The organism is Arthrobacter sp. NPDC092385, from assembly GCF_044755105.1.
In the GTDB taxonomy this organism is placed as follows: domain Bacteria; phylum Actinomycetota; class Actinomycetes; order Actinomycetales; family Micrococcaceae; genus Arthrobacter_D.
In genome coordinates this window covers 25,256-42,176 of sequence record NZ_JBIVQL010000013.1, presented here as the reverse complement: position 1 = coordinate 42,176, position 16,921 = coordinate 25,256, and the positions used below count along the sequence as shown (strand labels likewise).

Genomic DNA, 16,921 nt, shown 5'->3' with positions numbered 1-16,921 from the left:
CGCTCTCCCTGCCCACACACTACGAACACGGTGCACTCCCGGGCACCAGTGCGCGCCACCTCAGTTGGGGAGGCCGGTACTCGGTACGCCGCCGAGAACTACTCGTGCCCGGCGGTCCGTGGTGCCGCGCGCCGGCCGGACCTCAGTCCCAGCTGCCGTACACGGCCTCGGTGTTCGCCGCCAGCCGGGCGCAGAGGGCGTCGAGGCCGGTGTCGAGGATCCCGGCCATGGCGCGCACCGTGTAGGGCACCATGTAGGCGGCGTTCGGGCGGCCGCGATGCGGATGCGGCGTGAGGAACGGGGCGTCGGTCTCGGTGAGCACGAGGGCGGGGTCGGCGACGAGCAGCGCCTCCCGCAGGTTGTCGGCGTTCCTGAAGGTCACCGTCCCCGCGAAGGACATGTACCAGCCGTGCTCGTTGCAGATCCGGGCCAGGCCCGCGTCGCCGGAGAAGCAGTGCAGCACCACGCGCTCCGGGGCGCCGTCGGCGAGGAGGGTGGCCACGACGTCGTCGTGGGCGTCGCGGTCGTGGATCTGCAGCGCCTTGCCCAGCCGCCTGGCGATGTCCAGGTGGCGGCGGAAGGACATGAGCTGGCTCCCGCGGCCGCCCTCCCCGGTCCGGAAGTAGTCGAGCCCCGTCTCGCCGAGCGCGCGGATGCGCGGACCGGCGGCGAGCTGCTCGATCTCCCCGAGGGCGTCCTCGAGCGTCCCGGCCTCCGCCAGCAGGGGCGCCTCATTGGGGTGCAGCGCCACGGCGCCGAGGAGCCGTGCGTCCTGTTCGACGACGGCAGCCGTGAAGCGCGACGACGCCCGGTCCGTCCCCACCTGCACCGCCCCCCTGACCCCGGCAGCCTCGGCGGCGTCGAGGGCCTCCGTGATGGACACCTCCACCGACCCCTCGCGGAAGTCGAAGTGCGTGTGGTTGTCGATCACGGGAACGGGCAGCGGCTCCGGCAGCGGCGGGTAGCCGCCCTTCCGGCGCCGTCGCGCCCCGGACGCGCCGCCGTCGTCGCCGGTCGTCCCCGTCGTGCCGTTGCCACCGTCCGTGGTTGCCGTGCCGGCCGGCTCCCGGTACGCCGGTGGGGTCTCCCCCGCCGCGTAGGGATGCCGGACGCCTGCTCCGCTGTTACACATGCTTCAAGCCTAGTTCCGGTGCGGAACTTATCCCCCGGGGAGCAAGTTGAGCTAGTAACCTGTTGAATCATTCAGCTGCGGCCTGTCCTGCCTCCCGCAGGGCGGGCCGCGGCCGTCCACTGCGTGTCGATCGCCCGGCCGTACGGCCGCCGCCTGCCACCGCAGCCGCACGCATGGAAGGTACCCATGGACGTCCAGCACAACATCGCCGAGGTCGCAGCGGATCCACGACTGGCGGTACCAGCGGAGCCGGACGTTCCCGGAGCCAGGTTCCACGACATCAGCACGCGGATCCTGCACTCCATCGACACGGTGATCGACGGAAAGCCCGAGGCCGCGCGGCTCGCCCTCACGGTACTGCTGGCGCAGGGCCACCTGCTCCTCGAGGACGTGCCCGGCGTCGGCAAGACCATGCTGGCGAAGACCCTCGCACGGACCATCGACTGCACGGTGAACCGCATCCAGTTCACCCCCGACCTCCTGCCCTCCGACGTCACCGGGGTGTCGATCTTCAACCAGGACTCCCGCCGCTTCGAGTTCCGGCCCGGTCCGGTCTTCGCGAACATCGTGATCGGCGACGAGATCAACCGTGCGTCCGCCAAGACGCAGTCCTCCCTCCTGGAATGCATGGAGGAGCACCAGGTGACCGTGGACGGGCACACCCACTCGCTCGGCGAGCCGTTCATGGTGGTCGCCACGCAGAACCCGATCGAGATGGAGGGCACCTACCCCCTCCCCGAGGCCCAGCGCGACCGCTTCATGGCCCGGATCTCCATGGGCTACCCGGATGCCCGTGCGGAGGCCGACATGCTCGAGAGCCACCAGTCCGTGTCCCCGCTCGCGGCGATCCGCCCCGTGGCGAGCGTCGCGGACATCGCCTCGATGATGCGCCAGGTCCGCGGCGTCTACGTCTCCCCGGCCGTCAAGGACTACACGGTGGCTATCGGCCGCGCGACGCGGGAGCACCCGCGGCTGCGGCTCGGTGCCAGCCCCCGTTCCCTGCTGCAGCTCCTGCGGGCGGCGAAGGCGGGCGCAGCCCTCGAAGGCCGGGACTTCGTCCTCCCGGACGACGTCGCGGCCATCGCCGACGCCGTGCTCGCCCACCGCCTCCTGCTCGACCGCAAGGCCACCAGCGCAGGCGAGACGGCGTCGACCATCGTGCGGGACGTCCTGTCACGCGTGCCAGTGGCCCGCGAGGCGCAGCGGCGATGACTCCCACCCCCGATACACGCCCCTCCTAGCCCCGGCGGATCCAGATGGCACTCCTCGACAAGCTCCCCTCGCGCATCCTGACCGTGCGCGGGTGGGGCTTCGTCCTCACCGCCGGAGTCGCACTGCTGTTCGCGCAGGTCCTCGGACGCCGCGACCTCCTGTACGTGGGCGTCCTGCTCCTGGCGCTGCCGCTGGTCTCGGTCCTCGTGCTGAGGATCGTCAAGCCCCGGTTCACGGTGGGCCGCCGCTTCCAGCCGCAGTCCATGGAGATCGGCTCGACGACGACCGTCACCCTGTCCCTCACGGCATCGGTGGCCGGCGGAGCGAGCATCTCGATGGAGGAGCGGCTCCCCGCGCGGTTCGGGCAGGCACCGCAGTTCACCTACCCGTCGCGCAACCCGACGCGCGACGGCGTCTCCCTCTACGAGTACCGGCTCCGCTCCGCATCGCGCGGCGTCTACGACATCGGCCCCGTCACGGCCGAGTTCACCGATCCCTTCGGGCTCGGCAAGTCACGCCACGTGCTCGGTGGTACGGACGCACTCGTGGTCACGCCGGCCCCCGTCGAGCTGCTCGCGTCCGCCCTCGCCGGCTCCCGGGGCAGTGACGGCAGGGCCGCCACGCGACGCCAGGCCAACCCGAGCGACGACGACGTCATGACGCGCGAGTACCGGCACGGGGACTCGATGCGCCGGGTCCACTGGGCCGCGACGGCGCGGCACAGCGAGCTCATGGTGCGGCAGGAGGAGTCCGTGACCACGCCGCAGGCCACCCTGCTCATGGACCAGCGGCACCACAGCTTCAGCACCGGGTTCAGCGCGGCGTTCGGCGTCGACGGCGGCAACGGCCTGTCCACCTCGCCCACCTTCGAGTGGGCCGTCACCGCGGTGATGTCCATCAGCGCCCACCTGCTGGAGCGCAACTACGCGCTGCGGTTCCTCGACCACCAGGGCGCGCCCGCACTGCTGCACTCGCCGTCCGCACCCTTCCCGTCCGACGAGGAGCACCACGGCCAGGGCGCCGTGGCAGGCATCGCGGAGGGGCTCGCCGCCCTCGAACTCGCTCCGGAGACGGGGCGCCGCGCACCGGCGGACGAGACCGGTGGCAGCACGGTGGTGCGGGCGGGCGAACTGGCGCGCAGTGCCGCGCAGCGCATCCGCCGCTCCGCCGTGGAGACCGCCCAGAAGACGCCGCACGCCGCCTACGGGGACGATCTGCTGGACAAGCTCGCCGCGACACGGCACCGCGGGCCCCTCATCGCGGTCCTCGGCACCCTCACCAGCGAGGAGGCACGGGCCCTGGCCTCGGCATCCGACTACGGCTCGGCGTCCTACGCCATCATCACCACCGAGCGGCCCGCCGACTCCCAGCGGCAACTCGACATCCTGCGCGGAGCCGGCTGGCACGCCACAGCCGCCTCTCCCGCCGCGCACCTGCCCGCCGTCTGGGCCGGACTCGAGAACGCGGTGCACGCAGCGTCCGCCCAGCCCTCGCCGTCGTCGCATCCCTCAGGACCGATCCGCGCCTCCCGCGCCACCGCACGAGACACTGCACGAGACACCACCTCCAGGGGACCAGCATGACCTCGACGCTCTCCCGCCCGGCACCCGCCTCCGCGCCCGCGCCGCCGGCAGCCACCCGCCCACCCCTCGCCGACCCCTGGCACTGGGCGGTGACCGGGGCGTCCCTCCTCGCGGTCCTCGCGGCGGCGACCAGCCTGAACGGCGTCGTGGAGCCGTGGGTCTGGCTGTCCCCCGTGCTGCGCACGCTCGTCCCCGTGCTCCTGGCCATGGCGCTGACCCGGACCCTTCGCCTGAGCGGTGTCCTCTCGGCGCTCGTGGGCGTCCTCGCGCTCGTCGGCGCGCTCACCGCCCAGTTCTTCCCGCGGCAGAGCATCCTCGGCGTCGTCCCCGGGCCGGGCACGACGTTCGAGCTCCGGCGCCTCCTCGCGCAGGCCGAGGAGACCGTCGTCTCCCAGGTGGCCCCGGTGCTGCCCGGCGCCGGCATCTTCCTCGTGATCTGCGCGGCGCTGGGACTCATCGCCATCATCGTGGACGTCTTCTCGACGACGATGCGCATGCCCGCGGCCAGCGGGCTCGGGCTCCTCACCGTCATGATCGCCCCGGCCATCGTGAAGCCCAACGGTGTGGGCATGTTCGCGTTCATCACCACCGTGCTCGCGTTCCTGCTGCTCCTCGCGCTCGCGCAGTGGCGCGAGAACCGCATAGCGGCCGGTGGTGCCCGCGCGTCCTCCGGCTTCGCGGGTCGCAGCGCGATCATCGGCGCGGCGGCGCTCGCCGTGACCGTGATCCTGCCGCTGTTCATCCCCGGCTTCAATTCCGGCGCCTTCCCGCAGGGGGCGCGCATGAACGTCTGGGGCAGCGCCACGGGCCTCAACCCCGCGGTGACGCTCGGCAACGACCTGCGCAACCCCACGGGCTTCGGGCGCATCGCCTACTCCACCAACTCCGATGCACCCCTCTACCTGCGCGCGGTCACCCTGGAGGACTTCAGCGGGCGGCGGTGGGAACCGGACCAGAGGATCGACGACCGCGAGGGGGGCGTCGCCGAGATCGGCGCGGAGGAGGGCACCCCGGTGAACCCCCCGGAGGGCAGCACCGTGTTCACGCGCATCACGACGCAGAGCTACGCGAGCCCCTGGCTCCTCTCCCCCTACGCGCCCGTCGGGATCCGCAACCTCTCCGGGAACTGGGAATGGGATCCGGCGAACCTCTCGATCCTCGCCACGGACGGAGGCTCCACGGCCCGCCAGGAGTACGTCGTCGAGAGCCGCGCAGCCGAGCTGACGCGTGAGGGCCTCGGCTCCATCGGGCCCTCCGACTCCGAGCTCGTCCCGGAGGTCTTCTCGGAGCTGCCCGAGGACACCCCGGATATCGTCCGCTCGACGACCGATGAGGTCGCCGGCGAGTTCGTGAACCCCTACGACAAGGCCCTGGCGATCCAGAGCTACCTCCGCAGCGCCCAGTTCACGTACTCCGTGGAGGCGCCGGTGGACGGCGGGTACGACGGCAGCGGCATGGACGTGATGGCCCGCTTCCTGGAATCGAAGTCCGGCTACTGCGTCCACTACGCCGGCACCATGGCCGTCATGGCGCGTGCCGCCGGGATCCCCAGCCGCGTGGCCATCGGGTACACCCCGGGCAGCCCCACGGGAGATACCGAGGAGGGCCCCGAGGGCACGGAGCTGCGCGAGTTCGTGGTCGATTCCCGCAACGCCCACGCGTGGCCCGAGCTGTACTTCGAGGGCGTGGGGTGGGTCCAGTTCGAGCCGACACCGTCCCGCGGCGTCGTCCCGACCTACGCCCAGCGGGCGTTCGCGCCGGTGGGTCCGCGGGCAGACGACACCGACGCCCTGAACCCCGGCGGGATCCTGGGCGGAACGGGCGCAACGGACCCGTCCGCCGAGGCCTCGGAGAACGCCGACGACCCCCAGGGGGCGGGCCCGCAGGACGAGGCACGGCCCATGGCGGGCCTGCTCGCCGTCGGGGGGATAGCGCTCCTGGCGCTCCTGCCGCTCCTCCTGCGCACGGCGAGGACGCGGTCCAGGCGCCGCGCCGTCACCGTCGGCGGCGCCAGCGGAATCACCGACGGCGCCGCGGACACCCCCGGTGCGGCCACCGCCGCGTGGGCCGAGACGACGGAGATGGCCGGCGACTACGGCTACCCGCTCGAGCCCACCGACACCCCCCGCACCTTCGCCGGACGCCTCCTCCGCGAGGCAGGGCTGGAGGGTGGGCCCGCGACGTCCCTGGGCAGGCTCAGGACCGCCTACGAATACGAGGAGTACGCGGACCACGCCCCCGACGGCGCACCGGCCGGCGGCCCCTCCCGGCCTGTCGCGACGCTCGCCCGCCGGGTGGCAGCGCCGCGGTGGGAGGACGTCGACGCCGTCACGCGCGCCCTCCGGCGCGGCAGTTCCTGGTCGAGGAGGATCAGGGCGCGCCTGTTCCCGCAGTCCCTGCTCAACCGCTTCCGGGAACGCCCACGCCGCTGAATCCGGGCCGGCGTCGCCGCCGCTGAATCCGGGCCGGCGTCGCCGCCGCTGAATCCGGGCCGGCGTCGCCGCTGCGTCCGGGCCGATCTCGCGCCGGCCTCGCGCTACGACGCGTAGGGGTCGGCGATGCCCACGTACTGCGTGTACAGGTACTCCTCGATGCCCTCCGCGCCGCCCTCGCGGCCGAGGCCCGACTGCTTGACCCCGCCGAAGGGCGCAGCGGCATTGGAGACGACGCCCGCGTTGAGCCCCATCATGCCCGTGTCCAGCCGCTCGCCGAGGCGGAGGCCGCGGTTGAGGTCGCGGGTGAAGACGTAGGCCACCAGCCCGTACTCGGTGTCGTTGGCCAGTTCCACCGCCTCGTCCTCGGTGCTGAACGTGATGATCGGCGCCACGGGGCCGAAGATCTCCTCCTGCATGATCCGGGAGGTCCGGGGCACGTCCTTGAGGACAGTGGCCTGGTAGAAGTAGCCGTCGCCCGTGACCGGGGCGCCGCCGGTCACGGCCTGCGCGCCGTCGCCGACGGCCGCCGTCACGAGCTCGTGCACCTTGTCGCGGCTCTTCTGGTCGATCAGCGGGCCGAGCTTCGACTCGTCCTCCGTGCCGCGCGCCGGGGTCATGGCATCCATGCGCTCGGCCAGGGCGGCGGCGAAACGGTCGGCCACAGATTCGTGCACGATGAAGCGGTTGGCCGCCGTGCAGGCCTCGCCCATGTTGCGGAGCTTCGCGAGCATGGCGCCGTCGACCGCCGCGTCGAGGTCGGCGTCCTCGAAGACGAGGAACGGCGCGTTGCCGCCGAGTTCCATGGAGGTCCGCAGCACGTTCTTCGACGCCGCGGCGAGCAGGCTGCGACCGACCGGGGTGGACCCGGTGAAGGAGAGCTTGCGCAGGCGCCGGTCCTCGATGAGCGGCCCCGTGACGTCGCCGGCGGTGGTGGTGTTGACGATGTTGAGCACACCGGCGGGAAGGCCCGCCTCCTGCAGGACGGTCGCGAACAGGGAGGAGGTCAGCGGTGTGAGGTTCGCGGGCTTGAGCACCATCGTGCAGCCGGCGGCGATCGCCGGGGCGACCTTCCGCGTGGCCATGGCGAGCGGGAAGTTCCACGGCGTGATGAGCAGGCAGGGGCCCACGGGCTTCTTGCTCACGAGCAGCCGCGACCGGCCGTCGGGGGACGTGGAGTAGCGGCCCGAGGTGCGGACGGCCTCCTCCGAGAACCAGCGCAGGAACTCGGCCCCGTACGTGACCTCGCCGCGGGCCTCGGCGAGGGGCTTGCCCATCTCGAGCGTCATCAGCAGGGCGAACTCGTCGGCACGGGCGGTGACCAGGTCGAAGGCCCTCCGCAGGATCTCGCCCCGCTCGCGGGGCGCCGTGCGCGCCCAGTCCGCCTGGGCGGCGACCGCCGCGTCCAGTGCCGCCATGCCGTCCTCGGGGGTGGCGTCCGCGAGGGTCAGGAGGGTGCGGCCGGTGGCGGGATCCTCGACGTCGAACGTGGCACCGGAGGACGACGCCCGCCACTGTCCGTCGATGAGGAGCCCGGTGGGCACCTTGTCGAGTACTGCCTTCTCCTGCTCGGCCGTGACAGCCATACTGGGCTCCTTCGCGAAGTGTCGGGGGGCGTGCCCCGAGGGGGCATTCCCGATCACGCTAGACCCGGCGGAGAAGCAGTGTCCAGTGAAGGATGCACGGCAGGTCCGCGCTTCCTTTGGACACCTGCACAGTCTGGCGAGGCGCCGATCAGCGCGCGGCGATCACCGCTGCATAGAGCTCACGCTTGCTGACGCGCGTCTCCGCCGACACGGCCGCCACCGCGTCCTTGAGCCTCATCCCGCCGCCGATCAGGGCGTTGACGTCGGCCACGTGGTCCTCCGGGCGCGACGGCGGCGCCTCCGGTGCTCCGGCGACGACGACGGCGATCTCGCCGCGCACCTCGCTCGCCTGGGCCCACTGCAGGAGCTCCAGGAGGGAGCCCCGGACCACCTGCTCGTGCACCTTTGTGAGCTCGCGGGCCACCGCCGCCTGGCGCTCCGATCCGAACACCTGCTGCAGCGAGCGCAGCATCGGCTCGATGCGGTGGGGCGCCTCGAAGAACACCATGGTGCGGCGTTCGGCGGCGAGGTCGGCGAGGCGCCCGGCGCGGACCCCGGGCTTCCGCGGCAGGAACCCTTCGAAGCAGAACCTGTCGGTGGGCAGGCCGGACAGCGCGAGCGCCGCGAGGACGGCGGAGGCACCCGGCACGGCCGTCAGGTCGAGGCCCTCGGCGACCGCAGCCTCCACGAGGCGGTAGCCCGGATCGGAGACCGAGGGCATGCCGGCGTCGGTCACCATCAGCAGGGTGGCGCCGTCGCGCACCAGGTCGAGGAGTTCGGGCGTCCGCTCGGTCTCGTTGTGTTCGTGGTAGCTGATCACCCTGCCCGTCACGGTCACGCCGAGCGCCTGCACCAGGCGGTGGAGGCGCCGGGTGTCCTCGGCCGCGACGACGTCGGCTGTGTGCAGCAGACCGATAAGGCGCTCGGTGGCGTCTCCCATGTTCCCGATCGGCGTCGCCGCGAGGACGATGCGCCCCCGCCCGCTGCTGTCGCCGGCGGTGCCGCGGTACGCCGTGACGGAAGCCCGGGACCCTCCTTCGGCGGTGTCCCCGGCGTCGGCCGGGTCCTGGTCGGCGTCCGGATCCTGGTCCTCGCGCTCGTCCTGGCGCTCGAAAGGGTCCTCGTCGGGCAGGTCGGGGCCGGCGGCGTCGTATGGCTGGTTCACCGCACCAGCCTAGCCGCCACCGCCGGCGAGGAACCCGGACGTGGCCGCCGGCCCACCTGCCGGGACCGCGCGGGGTCCGCCGGTAGCATGACAGCGTGAGCCACACCGCCGTCCGTCCCCGCCGGGACAGCCCGAACGAGGCCGGATCCTGGGTCGTCGCTCCGGCGCAGGCCTATTCGCGGGATGCCCTGGCAGCCCGGCTCCTCGGTGCCGCCGCTCCCGGCGGGGCGCTGCGCTGGATCCTCCCGCTCGCCATGGCGCTGATCGGCGGGGTGCTGCGCTTCGTACGGCTCGGTGAGCCCGGCTCGCTCGTGTTCGACGAGACGTACTACGTCAAGGACGCCTACTCGATGCTGCAGTCGGGCTACGAGCGCGAGTGGCCCGAGAATGCCAACGAATCCTTCAACGCCGGCAACCCCGACGTCCTGCTCGACGCCGCGAACTACGTGGTGCACCCGCCCGTCGGCAAGTGGATGATCGCCTTCGGGATGCTGCTGTTCGGTTCCGACGATGCGTTCGGCTGGCGCTTCTCGGCGGCGGTGGTCGGCACGCTCTCGGTGCTGCTGCTCGCGTTCGTCGCCCAGCGGATGTTCGGCTCGGCACTCCTGGGCGCCGCGGCCGGGCTGCTCCTCGCCGTCGACGGCCACCACATCGTCGAATCGCGCACCTCCCTGCTCGACATCTTCCTGAGCTTCTGGCTGCTCGCCGCCTTCGCGGCGCTCCTGGTGGATCGCGACGACGGCAGGCGCCGCCTGGCCCGCCGCCTCGCCGCGCTGGCGGGACAGCGGGATGACGGCCTGCCCTCCGCGCACCGGCTGTCCTACGGGCCCTTCCTCGGGTTCCGGCCCTGGCGCCTGGTCGCGGGGGTGTGCCTCGGACTCGCGCTCGGCACCAAGTGGTCCGCCCTGCCGTTCATCGCCGCCTTCGGGCTCCTGACCGTGGCCTGGGACATGAGCGCCCGGCGCATCGCCGGCGTGCACCACTGGGTCCTCGGCGCGGCGGTCAAGGACGGCCTGCTCGCCTTCGCCTGCCTCGTGCCCGTGGCGCTGCTGACCTACCTGGGAACCTGGACGGGCTGGTTCCTCTCGGAGGACGCCTATGACAGGACCTGGGCGCAGCGGAACCCGTCGGAGCAGTGGGGCTGGGTGCCGGACGGCCTGCGCTCGCTCGCGGAGTACCACCGCAGCGCCTACACGTTCCACCAGGGCCTCGGCTCGGACCACCCCTACGAGGCGAGCGCGTGGTCCTGGCTGGTCATGGGGCGCCCGACGTCGTTCTTCTACGAGAAGCCGGCCGGCTGCGGGGCCGATGCCTGCTCGCAGGCCGTGACCGTCCTCGGCAACCCGCTCATCTGGTGGAGTGCGGCGCTGTCGCTCATCGTGCTGCTGTTCTCCTGGCTGGGCCGCCGTGACTGGCGCGCCGCCGCGATCCTCACCGGCGTCGCCGCCGGCTACCTCCCGTGGTTCCTCTACCCGGAGCGCACCACCTTCTACTTCTACGCCGTGGCCTTCGAGCCGTACCTCGTCCTCTCCCTGGTCTACTGCCTCGGCCTGGTGCTGGGCGGGCCGGACGCGGGCCGGGCCCGGCGGCAGCGGGGTATCGTGCTGGTGGGGGTCTTCCTGGCCGTCGCCGTCGCGCTGTCGGCCTATTTCCTGCCCATCTGGACCGCCGAGATCATCCCCTACGACCAGTGGCGCACGCGCATGTGGCTGCCGAGCTGGATCTAGGGCCGGGCCCTACCCGACCCCTCCGCAACGAAAGCGAGCAATGGTGCGCGAAGCCATCACGGAACTCCTCGTCGGGCTTCCACCGACCAGCAACACCACCGACCTCCTCCTGCGCACCCATACCGCCGACCCGCAGCGCGCGCTGTACGCGGTGCGGGGGGACGGCCGGTGGCGGGACGTGACGGCCGCGGAGTTCCTGCAGCAGGTGTCCGGCCTGGCCAAGGGCCTGCTGGCACGCGGCGTGCGGCCCGGGGACGCCGTCGCGGTGATGTCGAGGACCCGCTACGAGTGGACCCTGGCCGACGTCGCCATCTGGTTCGCCGGCGCCGTCACCGTCCCGATCTACGAGACGTCCTCGGCGCTCCAGGTGGCCTGGATCCTCGAGGACGCGCAGCCTTCGGTCGTCTTCGTGGAGGACCAGCAGAAAGCGGACATCGTGCTCGACGCCGCCGGACGCGCGGGCCGCTCGGACGCGACCACCGTGGTGCGCCTGACCGGCGACGGGTCCGGCGGGGACGAGACCCTCACCTCGCTCACCGAGGGCGGTGCCGGGGTGACCGACGGGGCACTGGAAGCGGCGAGATCCTCCCGGGGCCTCGGGGACACCGCATCGATCGTCTACACCTCGGGTACCACCGGGCGCTCCAAGGGCTGCGTGATCACGCACGGCAACTTCGCGCTGTTCGCCGTCAACACGCTGGAGTTCCTGCCCGAGTTCCTGAAGCAGGAGAACGCCCGGACCCTCATGTTCCTGCCCCTCGCCCACGTCCTCGCGCGGGCGGTGCAGGTGGTGTGCTTCACCGGCGGCATCAAGCTGGCGCACTCGGGTTCCGCAGCCCAACTCCTCGAGGACCTGACGACGTTCCGGCCCACGTTCCTCCTGGCCGTGCCCCGCATCTTCGAGAAGATCCACGCGACCGCCGGCCGGCGTGCCGCCGAGTCCGGCAGGGGGAGGCTCTTCGCGGCGGCCGAACGGACCGCCGTCGCATACTCGCGGGCCGTCGACGCCCGGGGCCGCGGAGGGCGCGGGCCCTCCCCCGCCCTGCGTGCCTCGCACGCCGTCTTCGACCGCATCCTCTACCCCCGGCTGCGCGCCGTCTTCGGTGGCGAGGTCACCTACACGGTCTCCGGCGCCAGTCCGCTCAGCGAGCACCTCGCCCACTTCTTCCGGGGCGCCGGCATCCTGGTCCAGGAAGGCTACGGCCTGACGGAGAGCACCGCGCCGTGCACCGTGAACACGGTGCCCCTGACCCGCGTCGGCTCGGTGGGCATCCCCATGCCCGGCACCAGCGTCCGCCTCGACGACGACGGCGAGGTCCAGGTGAAGGGCGCCGGCATCTTCGCCGGGTACCACCGCAACGACGCCGCGACGGCGGAGGCGTTCACCGACGACGGCTACTTCCGCACCGGGGACCTCGGCGTCCTCGACGAGGACGGCTTCCTGACCATCACCGGCCGCAAGAAGGACCTGCTCGTGACCGCCGCCGGCAAGAACGTGGCGCCCGGTCCCCTCGAGGAGAAGCTCCGCGAGAACCCGCTCGTGTCCCAGGCCGTCGTGGTGGGCGAGGGCAGACCGTTCATCGGCGCCCTCATCAGCCTGGACCGCGAGGCCCTCGGACCCTGGGCAGCGGCACACGGGAAGCCGGGCCTCACGGCCGGGCAGGCCACGACGGACACCGGGGTGCTCGCCGAGCTGCAGGCCGCCGTCGACGCCGCGAACGCGACCGTCTCCCGGGCCGAGCAGATCCGGCGCTTCACGGTGCTCGACGTCGAGTTCACGGTGGAATCGGGGCACCTGACCCCCACGCTGAAGCTGAAGCGCGCCGCCGTCGTCGCCGACTGCGCGGACGCGCTCGAGGACCTGTACGGTTCCGCGAAGCGCCAGGTGCGCTAGGCCGCGTCGAGGTCCTCGCGGTAGCGCGATCGCAGGGCGTCCTGCGCCAGCATCGACCGATCCCGCCGGGCCTTCGTGGGCCAGGTGAGGACGAGCGTGAGGAGGACCGCCACCAGGACGAGCACGGCGACGGTGATGGCGGAATCCGTCCAGAACTGCTCGGGGAACAGCCGGATCAGTGTGTCGTCCACCCGGAAGGTCCACGTGCCCTCGGCGAAGAACAGGGCGTGCACCTGCGTGAAGAAGGTCTGCCAGGCGAGGATCGCGAGCACGGCCAGCACAATGATGCCCACCAGCGTGAGGACCGCACCGGAGAACAGTGCCCGGCGGACACCGCCCTTGTACCTCCGGGCGAGGTAGGCGCACGCCAGCACGGACAGCACGAAGAGCACAAGGGCGAGGGCGAAGGACAGGCCCAGCACGCCCTTCACGTCGGCCATGTGCCCCACCTCGGACTCGAGGAACAGCGGCTCGCCCTCCGGGGTCACGAGGCCGCCCAGGTAGCGCGGCGGCGCGAAGTTCAGGACGTAGTCGAGGGCGTAGGACCCGTAGGTCATGCGGTCGTCCAGCGAGAAGCCGTACTGGTCGGCAGGGAACCCGGGGCGGTGGTACTCGAGCCACAGGAACGACGACGACGCGACGGCACGGACGGCCGCGGCCACCACGATGACGGGGAAGAAGAGCGCGACGACGACCTGCAGCAACCGTGCCAGGGCGGGCTTCGCGGCCACGGCCTGATCCCGGACCGCTGCCCGGCGGGCTGCCTCCTCGTCCGGCGGGCGCACCGAGAGCGCCGCCGTGTCCGTGGAGGGTTCCTCCGCGCCCACGGCCGTCGCGCCTCCCGGACGATCGGGCTGCACCTCGTCCTCCTGACGATCGGGCTGCACCTCGGTCTCCTGGTGGGTCTCGGACCCGTCGGCACCCGGACGGGTAGCCGTGGAGGTGCCATCTCCGGGATCGGCCGCACCGGCAGCTGAGGCACCGGTCGTCGCGCCCGCCACGGGGCTGCTGGGCGTCACCGGCATCATCCGGGTCACCGGGTCGTCGCCGTCACCTCGGCCATCGGTCGCGCCGTCTATCCCGCCATCGGTCCCGTCACCCCGGCCATCGGTCCCGCCACCGGCCGGGCGAGCGTCGTTGTCGTCGACCTGCCGCTCGGGCTGAACGCCCTCCGCGCGGCTGCCGTGTCCACCGGAGTCGGCGCGGGCCCCGGCGTCGTCCTCGACCTGCCGCTCGTGGTCCCCGGCGTCGTCCTGCACCCGCGACAGGTCGGGCAGGGTGCCCGCCTTCCGCATCGGCAGGTTGTGGCGCTGCGCGACCCCCGAGACCGTGCTGCCTTCCGGCTCCGGGGAAGCCCCCGGGGCCCCGGCCGGGGGTGTCGCCGACTCGTCGTCCAGGCGCCGGGCGCCGGAAGCGGTTGAACGGGTGCTGTCGGTCTCTGCCACTGCGCTGTCTCCTCGTCTGGTGCCCACCGGCACTGGCCCGGCGCCTTCGAGACTACCGGGCGCGGGCGGGCCCGGCCGGGAGGCTCCCCGCGTCCGGATCCCGGCATCAGGCGGTGGCGACGGCGTCACCCCGGTCAACGACGCCGAGATCGCCCTCGTGCCCTGCCGCCACGGCACGCCGCCCGAGGATCAGGGTGTAGGCCCAGTAGGCCGCGAAGACCAGGAACCCGATCGTCAGGCGGAGCCACGGCGGGAGCGTGCTCGGGGTCACGAAGCCCTCCACGAGTCCCGAGACGAGCAGCACCAGCACCAGGCCGAGCGCCACCGTGATCAGGGCACGCCCCTCCTGGGCCAGGGCGACCGATCGGAGCCTGCGGCCCGGGGACACCCAGGCCCAGAAGATGCGCAGGCCGGCGGCCGTGGCGATGAAGATCGCCGTGAGCTCCATGAAACCGTGCGGCAGGATGTAGAGGAAGAAGACGTCCAGCCGGTCGTAGGACGCCATCATGCCGGCGGCCATCCCGATGCCCTGGGCGTTCTGGTACAGGATGAAGGCCGGCCAGATCCCGGTGACCCCGAAGGCCACCGCCTGCAGCGCGATCCAGGCGTTGTTCGTCCATACCAGCCCCGCGAAGGACGCGGCGGGATTCTCGGAGTAGTAGTTGATGAAGTCCTCCTCCACGTAGCGGCGGAGGTCCTCGTCCGTGCCGAGGGCGCGGATGACGCCGGGCGTATCGACCACCCAGAGTGCGTAGAGCGATGCCACGGCGACGAAGAGCACGCCGATCACGGCCGTGAGCCATCGGATCCGGTAGAAGGCCGCCGGCAGGGAGAACACGAAGAACCGGGCGATGTCCTCCATCCCGTTGGACCTCGCTCCCGTGAACCGGGTCCGCGCACGGGACAGGCGCGTGGACAGTGCACCGGACAGGGCGCTTTCGGGATCGACCGAGCGGATGATCGACAGGTGCGTCGACACGCGCTGGTACAGCACGAGCAGTTCGTCCGATTCCGCGCCGTCGAGCCGCCGACGCCCCACGAGCTCATCCAGTCGCTGCCAGTCGCTCCGGTGCACGGCGATGAATGCGTCCACGTCCATGCGCCCCACCCTATAGTCCGGCCGCCGCTCCGGCGCTGAACGGCGTCCCACCACCCGCGCCGCAGTCCAGGCCCGGGACCACCACGGCTGGCGTCGCCGGCGCTAGGCTGGCTGCACCGGCACCGCATCACAGCACTAATCAGGGGGGGAACATGAGTTCGGTCGTCACGGGCGAGGCCGTCGTCCTCGAACTCAGACCGGCAGGATTCGCCGCCCGCGGGCTGAGCATCATCATCGACATCATCGCGCAGGTCATCCTCGCCGCACTGATGCTCCTGCTGATCGGCAACGTCTTCGGCGGGGTCCTCGATCCCGCGCTCACCACAGCGCTCCTGCTGGCCACCGTCGTGCTGCTCCTCGTCGTCGTCCCCGTGACCGTCGAGACCCTCACGCGCGGCAAGTCGCTGGGGCGCCTCGTGATGGGCCTGAGGATCGTGCGCGACGACGGCGGGGCGATCCGCTTCCGCCACGCCTTCATCCGCGCCATGCTGGCGATCCTCGAGATCTACATGCTGGGAGGCTCGCTCGCGTTCCTCGTGTCCCTGTTCAACGAACGTTCCAAGCGCCTCGGCGACCTGCTCGCCGGGACGTACGCCATGCGGGAACGCGTCGTGGCGAGGCCGCGGGCGCCTGCGGCCATGCCGTCGCGGCTCCGGAGCTGGTCGGAGACAGCGGACATAGGACGCCTCCCCGACTCCCTGGCCCGCAGGATGTCGCAGTTCCTCGCGCAGGCTCCACGCCTCACTCCGCAGGCGCGGCAGGCGCTGTCCCTGGACCTCGCGGCCGAGGCGAGCCACCACGTCTCACCCCCGCCGCCCGGGGACACGCACCCGGAGGAGTTCCTGCACGCCGTCATCGCCGCCCGCCGGGACCGCGACTACGGCGCGATGATGCGCCAGCGCGAGCGGACGGAAGCGACGGCACGGAGAATTCACACCCTGCCTTTCAGCTAGGGCGTATCCGCCGGCCCGGGTCGTGGGCGGGACTGCCGTGCTTCGGCAGTCCCCGACGAGAACGCCCGGCCCGGGCTTTCCTGTCCGCGGCCCGTCGTCGTCCTACGCCGCAGGGCGGTCGACGTGCGGGGACTTGGGGGTGGGTGACGTCGGCAACGGATTCGGGGCCACAGGGAGGTGGGAGCGTAGCCAGCGGATCGCCTCCAACTCCGAGAGGAAGTATTGCGCCGGGTGGCTGGCCTGTTCGGAGCCGGCGGAGAGCATCCGGTCCATCGGCCCGGAGCCCAGCATTCCGGCCGCCAGCACCAGCGGGTCCCGCGCGAAGACATGATGCGCTTTCAGGCTCATACTGACTATCTCGCGCACGTCGATCAGGATCGCATAGGGGGCTCCGGCGAGCAGGTGAACGATCCGTTCGACGACCTGGGCTGCGTCGCACTCCCGGACGGCCGTGCCCGGCGCCCAGGTCAGACGGACCACACCGGGACCGAGCATGCCGAGGCGGGCCGTACCGTTGGCTGCTTCCCAGATGGTGATCGCGTGTGTCCCTAGCTTCGTACCGCTGTGAGCTGAGTCTAGGGATGGAAGGTGCAAAGCGCACCATGGTCTCATGCCAGCCGATGAACCAGTCCCTGGGTGAGGGCTCCCCAACCTGTTGAACTTTTCTCGACCGGCAACTCCTGATCAGCCGGT

Annotated in this window: 12 protein-coding genes; 6 read left to right on the top strand and 6 right to left on the bottom strand. The window is 72.0% G+C overall.

All coding sequences use genetic code 11. The features are described 5' to 3' along the window. Positions 1–142 precede the first annotated feature (142 nt). Positions 143–1,132 carry a TatD family hydrolase gene (locus tag ACIQCY_RS15055; protein WP_400484706.1) on the bottom strand — a complete coding sequence of 330 codons (990 nt, stop codon included), beginning with the start codon at positions 1,130–1,132 and terminating at the stop codon, positions 143–145. A gap of 186 nt (positions 1,133–1,318) precedes the next feature. On the opposite strand from ACIQCY_RS15055, the gene ACIQCY_RS15050 reads away from it, so the two are divergent. From ACIQCY_RS15050 to ACIQCY_RS15040, 3 genes are read left to right on the top strand one after another with little or no spacing between them, the layout of a single operon-like run. Continuing rightward, entirely contained in the window at positions 1,319–2,344 is a 1,026-nt protein-coding gene (locus tag ACIQCY_RS15050) for an AAA family ATPase (protein ID WP_400484705.1), read from the top strand. Positions 2,345–2,388: 44 nt separating this feature from the next. Then, on the top strand, positions 2,389–3,927 hold the full coding sequence (locus ACIQCY_RS15045) for a DUF58 domain-containing protein (protein WP_400484704.1): 1,539 nt from the start codon (positions 2,389–2,391) through the stop codon (positions 3,925–3,927). Then, entirely contained in the window at positions 3,924–6,359 is a 2,436-nt protein-coding gene (locus ACIQCY_RS15040) for a transglutaminaseTgpA domain-containing protein (RefSeq protein ID WP_400484703.1), read from the top strand. The genes ACIQCY_RS15045 and ACIQCY_RS15040 overlap by 4 nt, the downstream gene beginning before the upstream one ends. A 104-nt stretch (positions 6,360–6,463) precedes the next feature. On the opposite strand, the gene ACIQCY_RS15035 is transcribed toward ACIQCY_RS15040, so the two are convergent. Together ACIQCY_RS15035 and rsmI are read right to left on the bottom strand one after the other, a co-directional pair. Further along, a complete protein-coding gene (locus tag ACIQCY_RS15035) occupies positions 6,464–7,945 on the bottom strand; it encodes an NAD-dependent succinate-semialdehyde dehydrogenase (protein ID WP_400484702.1) in 1,482 nt (493 codons plus the stop codon). 148 nt (positions 7,946–8,093) lie between these two features. Further along, complete coding sequence (rsmI, locus tag ACIQCY_RS15030; RefSeq protein WP_400484735.1) at positions 8,094–8,885, bottom strand: 16S rRNA (cytidine(1402)-2'-O)-methyltransferase; 792 nt, start codon at positions 8,883–8,885, stop codon at positions 8,094–8,096. A 479-nt stretch (positions 8,886–9,364) separates the two neighbouring features. Between rsmI and ACIQCY_RS15025 the strand changes: the two genes are divergently transcribed. Both ACIQCY_RS15025 and ACIQCY_RS15020 read left to right on the top strand, forming a co-directional pair. After that, the gene (locus ACIQCY_RS15025; RefSeq protein WP_400484734.1) at positions 9,365–10,837 is read left to right on the top strand and encodes a dolichyl-phosphate-mannose--protein mannosyltransferase; all 1,473 of its coding nucleotides are present in this window, start codon (positions 9,365–9,367) and stop codon (positions 10,835–10,837) included. Between the two features lie 43 nt (positions 10,838–10,880). After that, positions 10,881–12,731: an AMP-dependent synthetase/ligase gene (locus ACIQCY_RS15020; RefSeq protein ID WP_400484733.1), complete on the top strand. Its 1,851-nt coding sequence runs from the start codon at positions 10,881–10,883 to the stop codon at positions 12,729–12,731. Here the strand turns inward: ACIQCY_RS15020 and ACIQCY_RS15015 are convergent. Next, the gene (locus ACIQCY_RS15015; protein WP_400484701.1) at positions 12,728–14,176 is read right to left on the bottom strand and encodes a DUF1461 domain-containing protein; all 1,449 of its coding nucleotides are present in this window, start codon (positions 14,174–14,176) and stop codon (positions 12,728–12,730) included. The two genes, ACIQCY_RS15020 and ACIQCY_RS15015, sit on opposite strands and share 4 nt — an antisense overlap. Before the next feature lie 106 nt (positions 14,177–14,282). After that, complete coding sequence (locus tag ACIQCY_RS15010; RefSeq protein ID WP_400484700.1) at positions 14,283–15,275, bottom strand: stage II sporulation protein M; 993 nt, start codon at positions 15,273–15,275, stop codon at positions 14,283–14,285. A gap of 152 nt (positions 15,276–15,427) precedes the next feature. Between ACIQCY_RS15010 and ACIQCY_RS15005 the strand changes: the two genes are divergently transcribed. Further along, the gene (locus ACIQCY_RS15005) at positions 15,428–16,228 is read left to right on the top strand and encodes an RDD family protein (RefSeq protein WP_400484699.1); all 801 of its coding nucleotides are present in this window, start codon (positions 15,428–15,430) and stop codon (positions 16,226–16,228) included. A 102-nt stretch (positions 16,229–16,330) separates the two neighbouring features. Here ACIQCY_RS15005 and ACIQCY_RS15000 read toward each other — a convergent pair whose 3' ends face one another. Then, positions 16,331–16,723, bottom strand: coding sequence for a hypothetical protein (locus tag ACIQCY_RS15000; RefSeq protein ID WP_400484698.1), 393 nt, complete (start codon positions 16,721–16,723; stop codon positions 16,331–16,333). Positions 16,724–16,921: the final 198 nt, after the last annotated feature.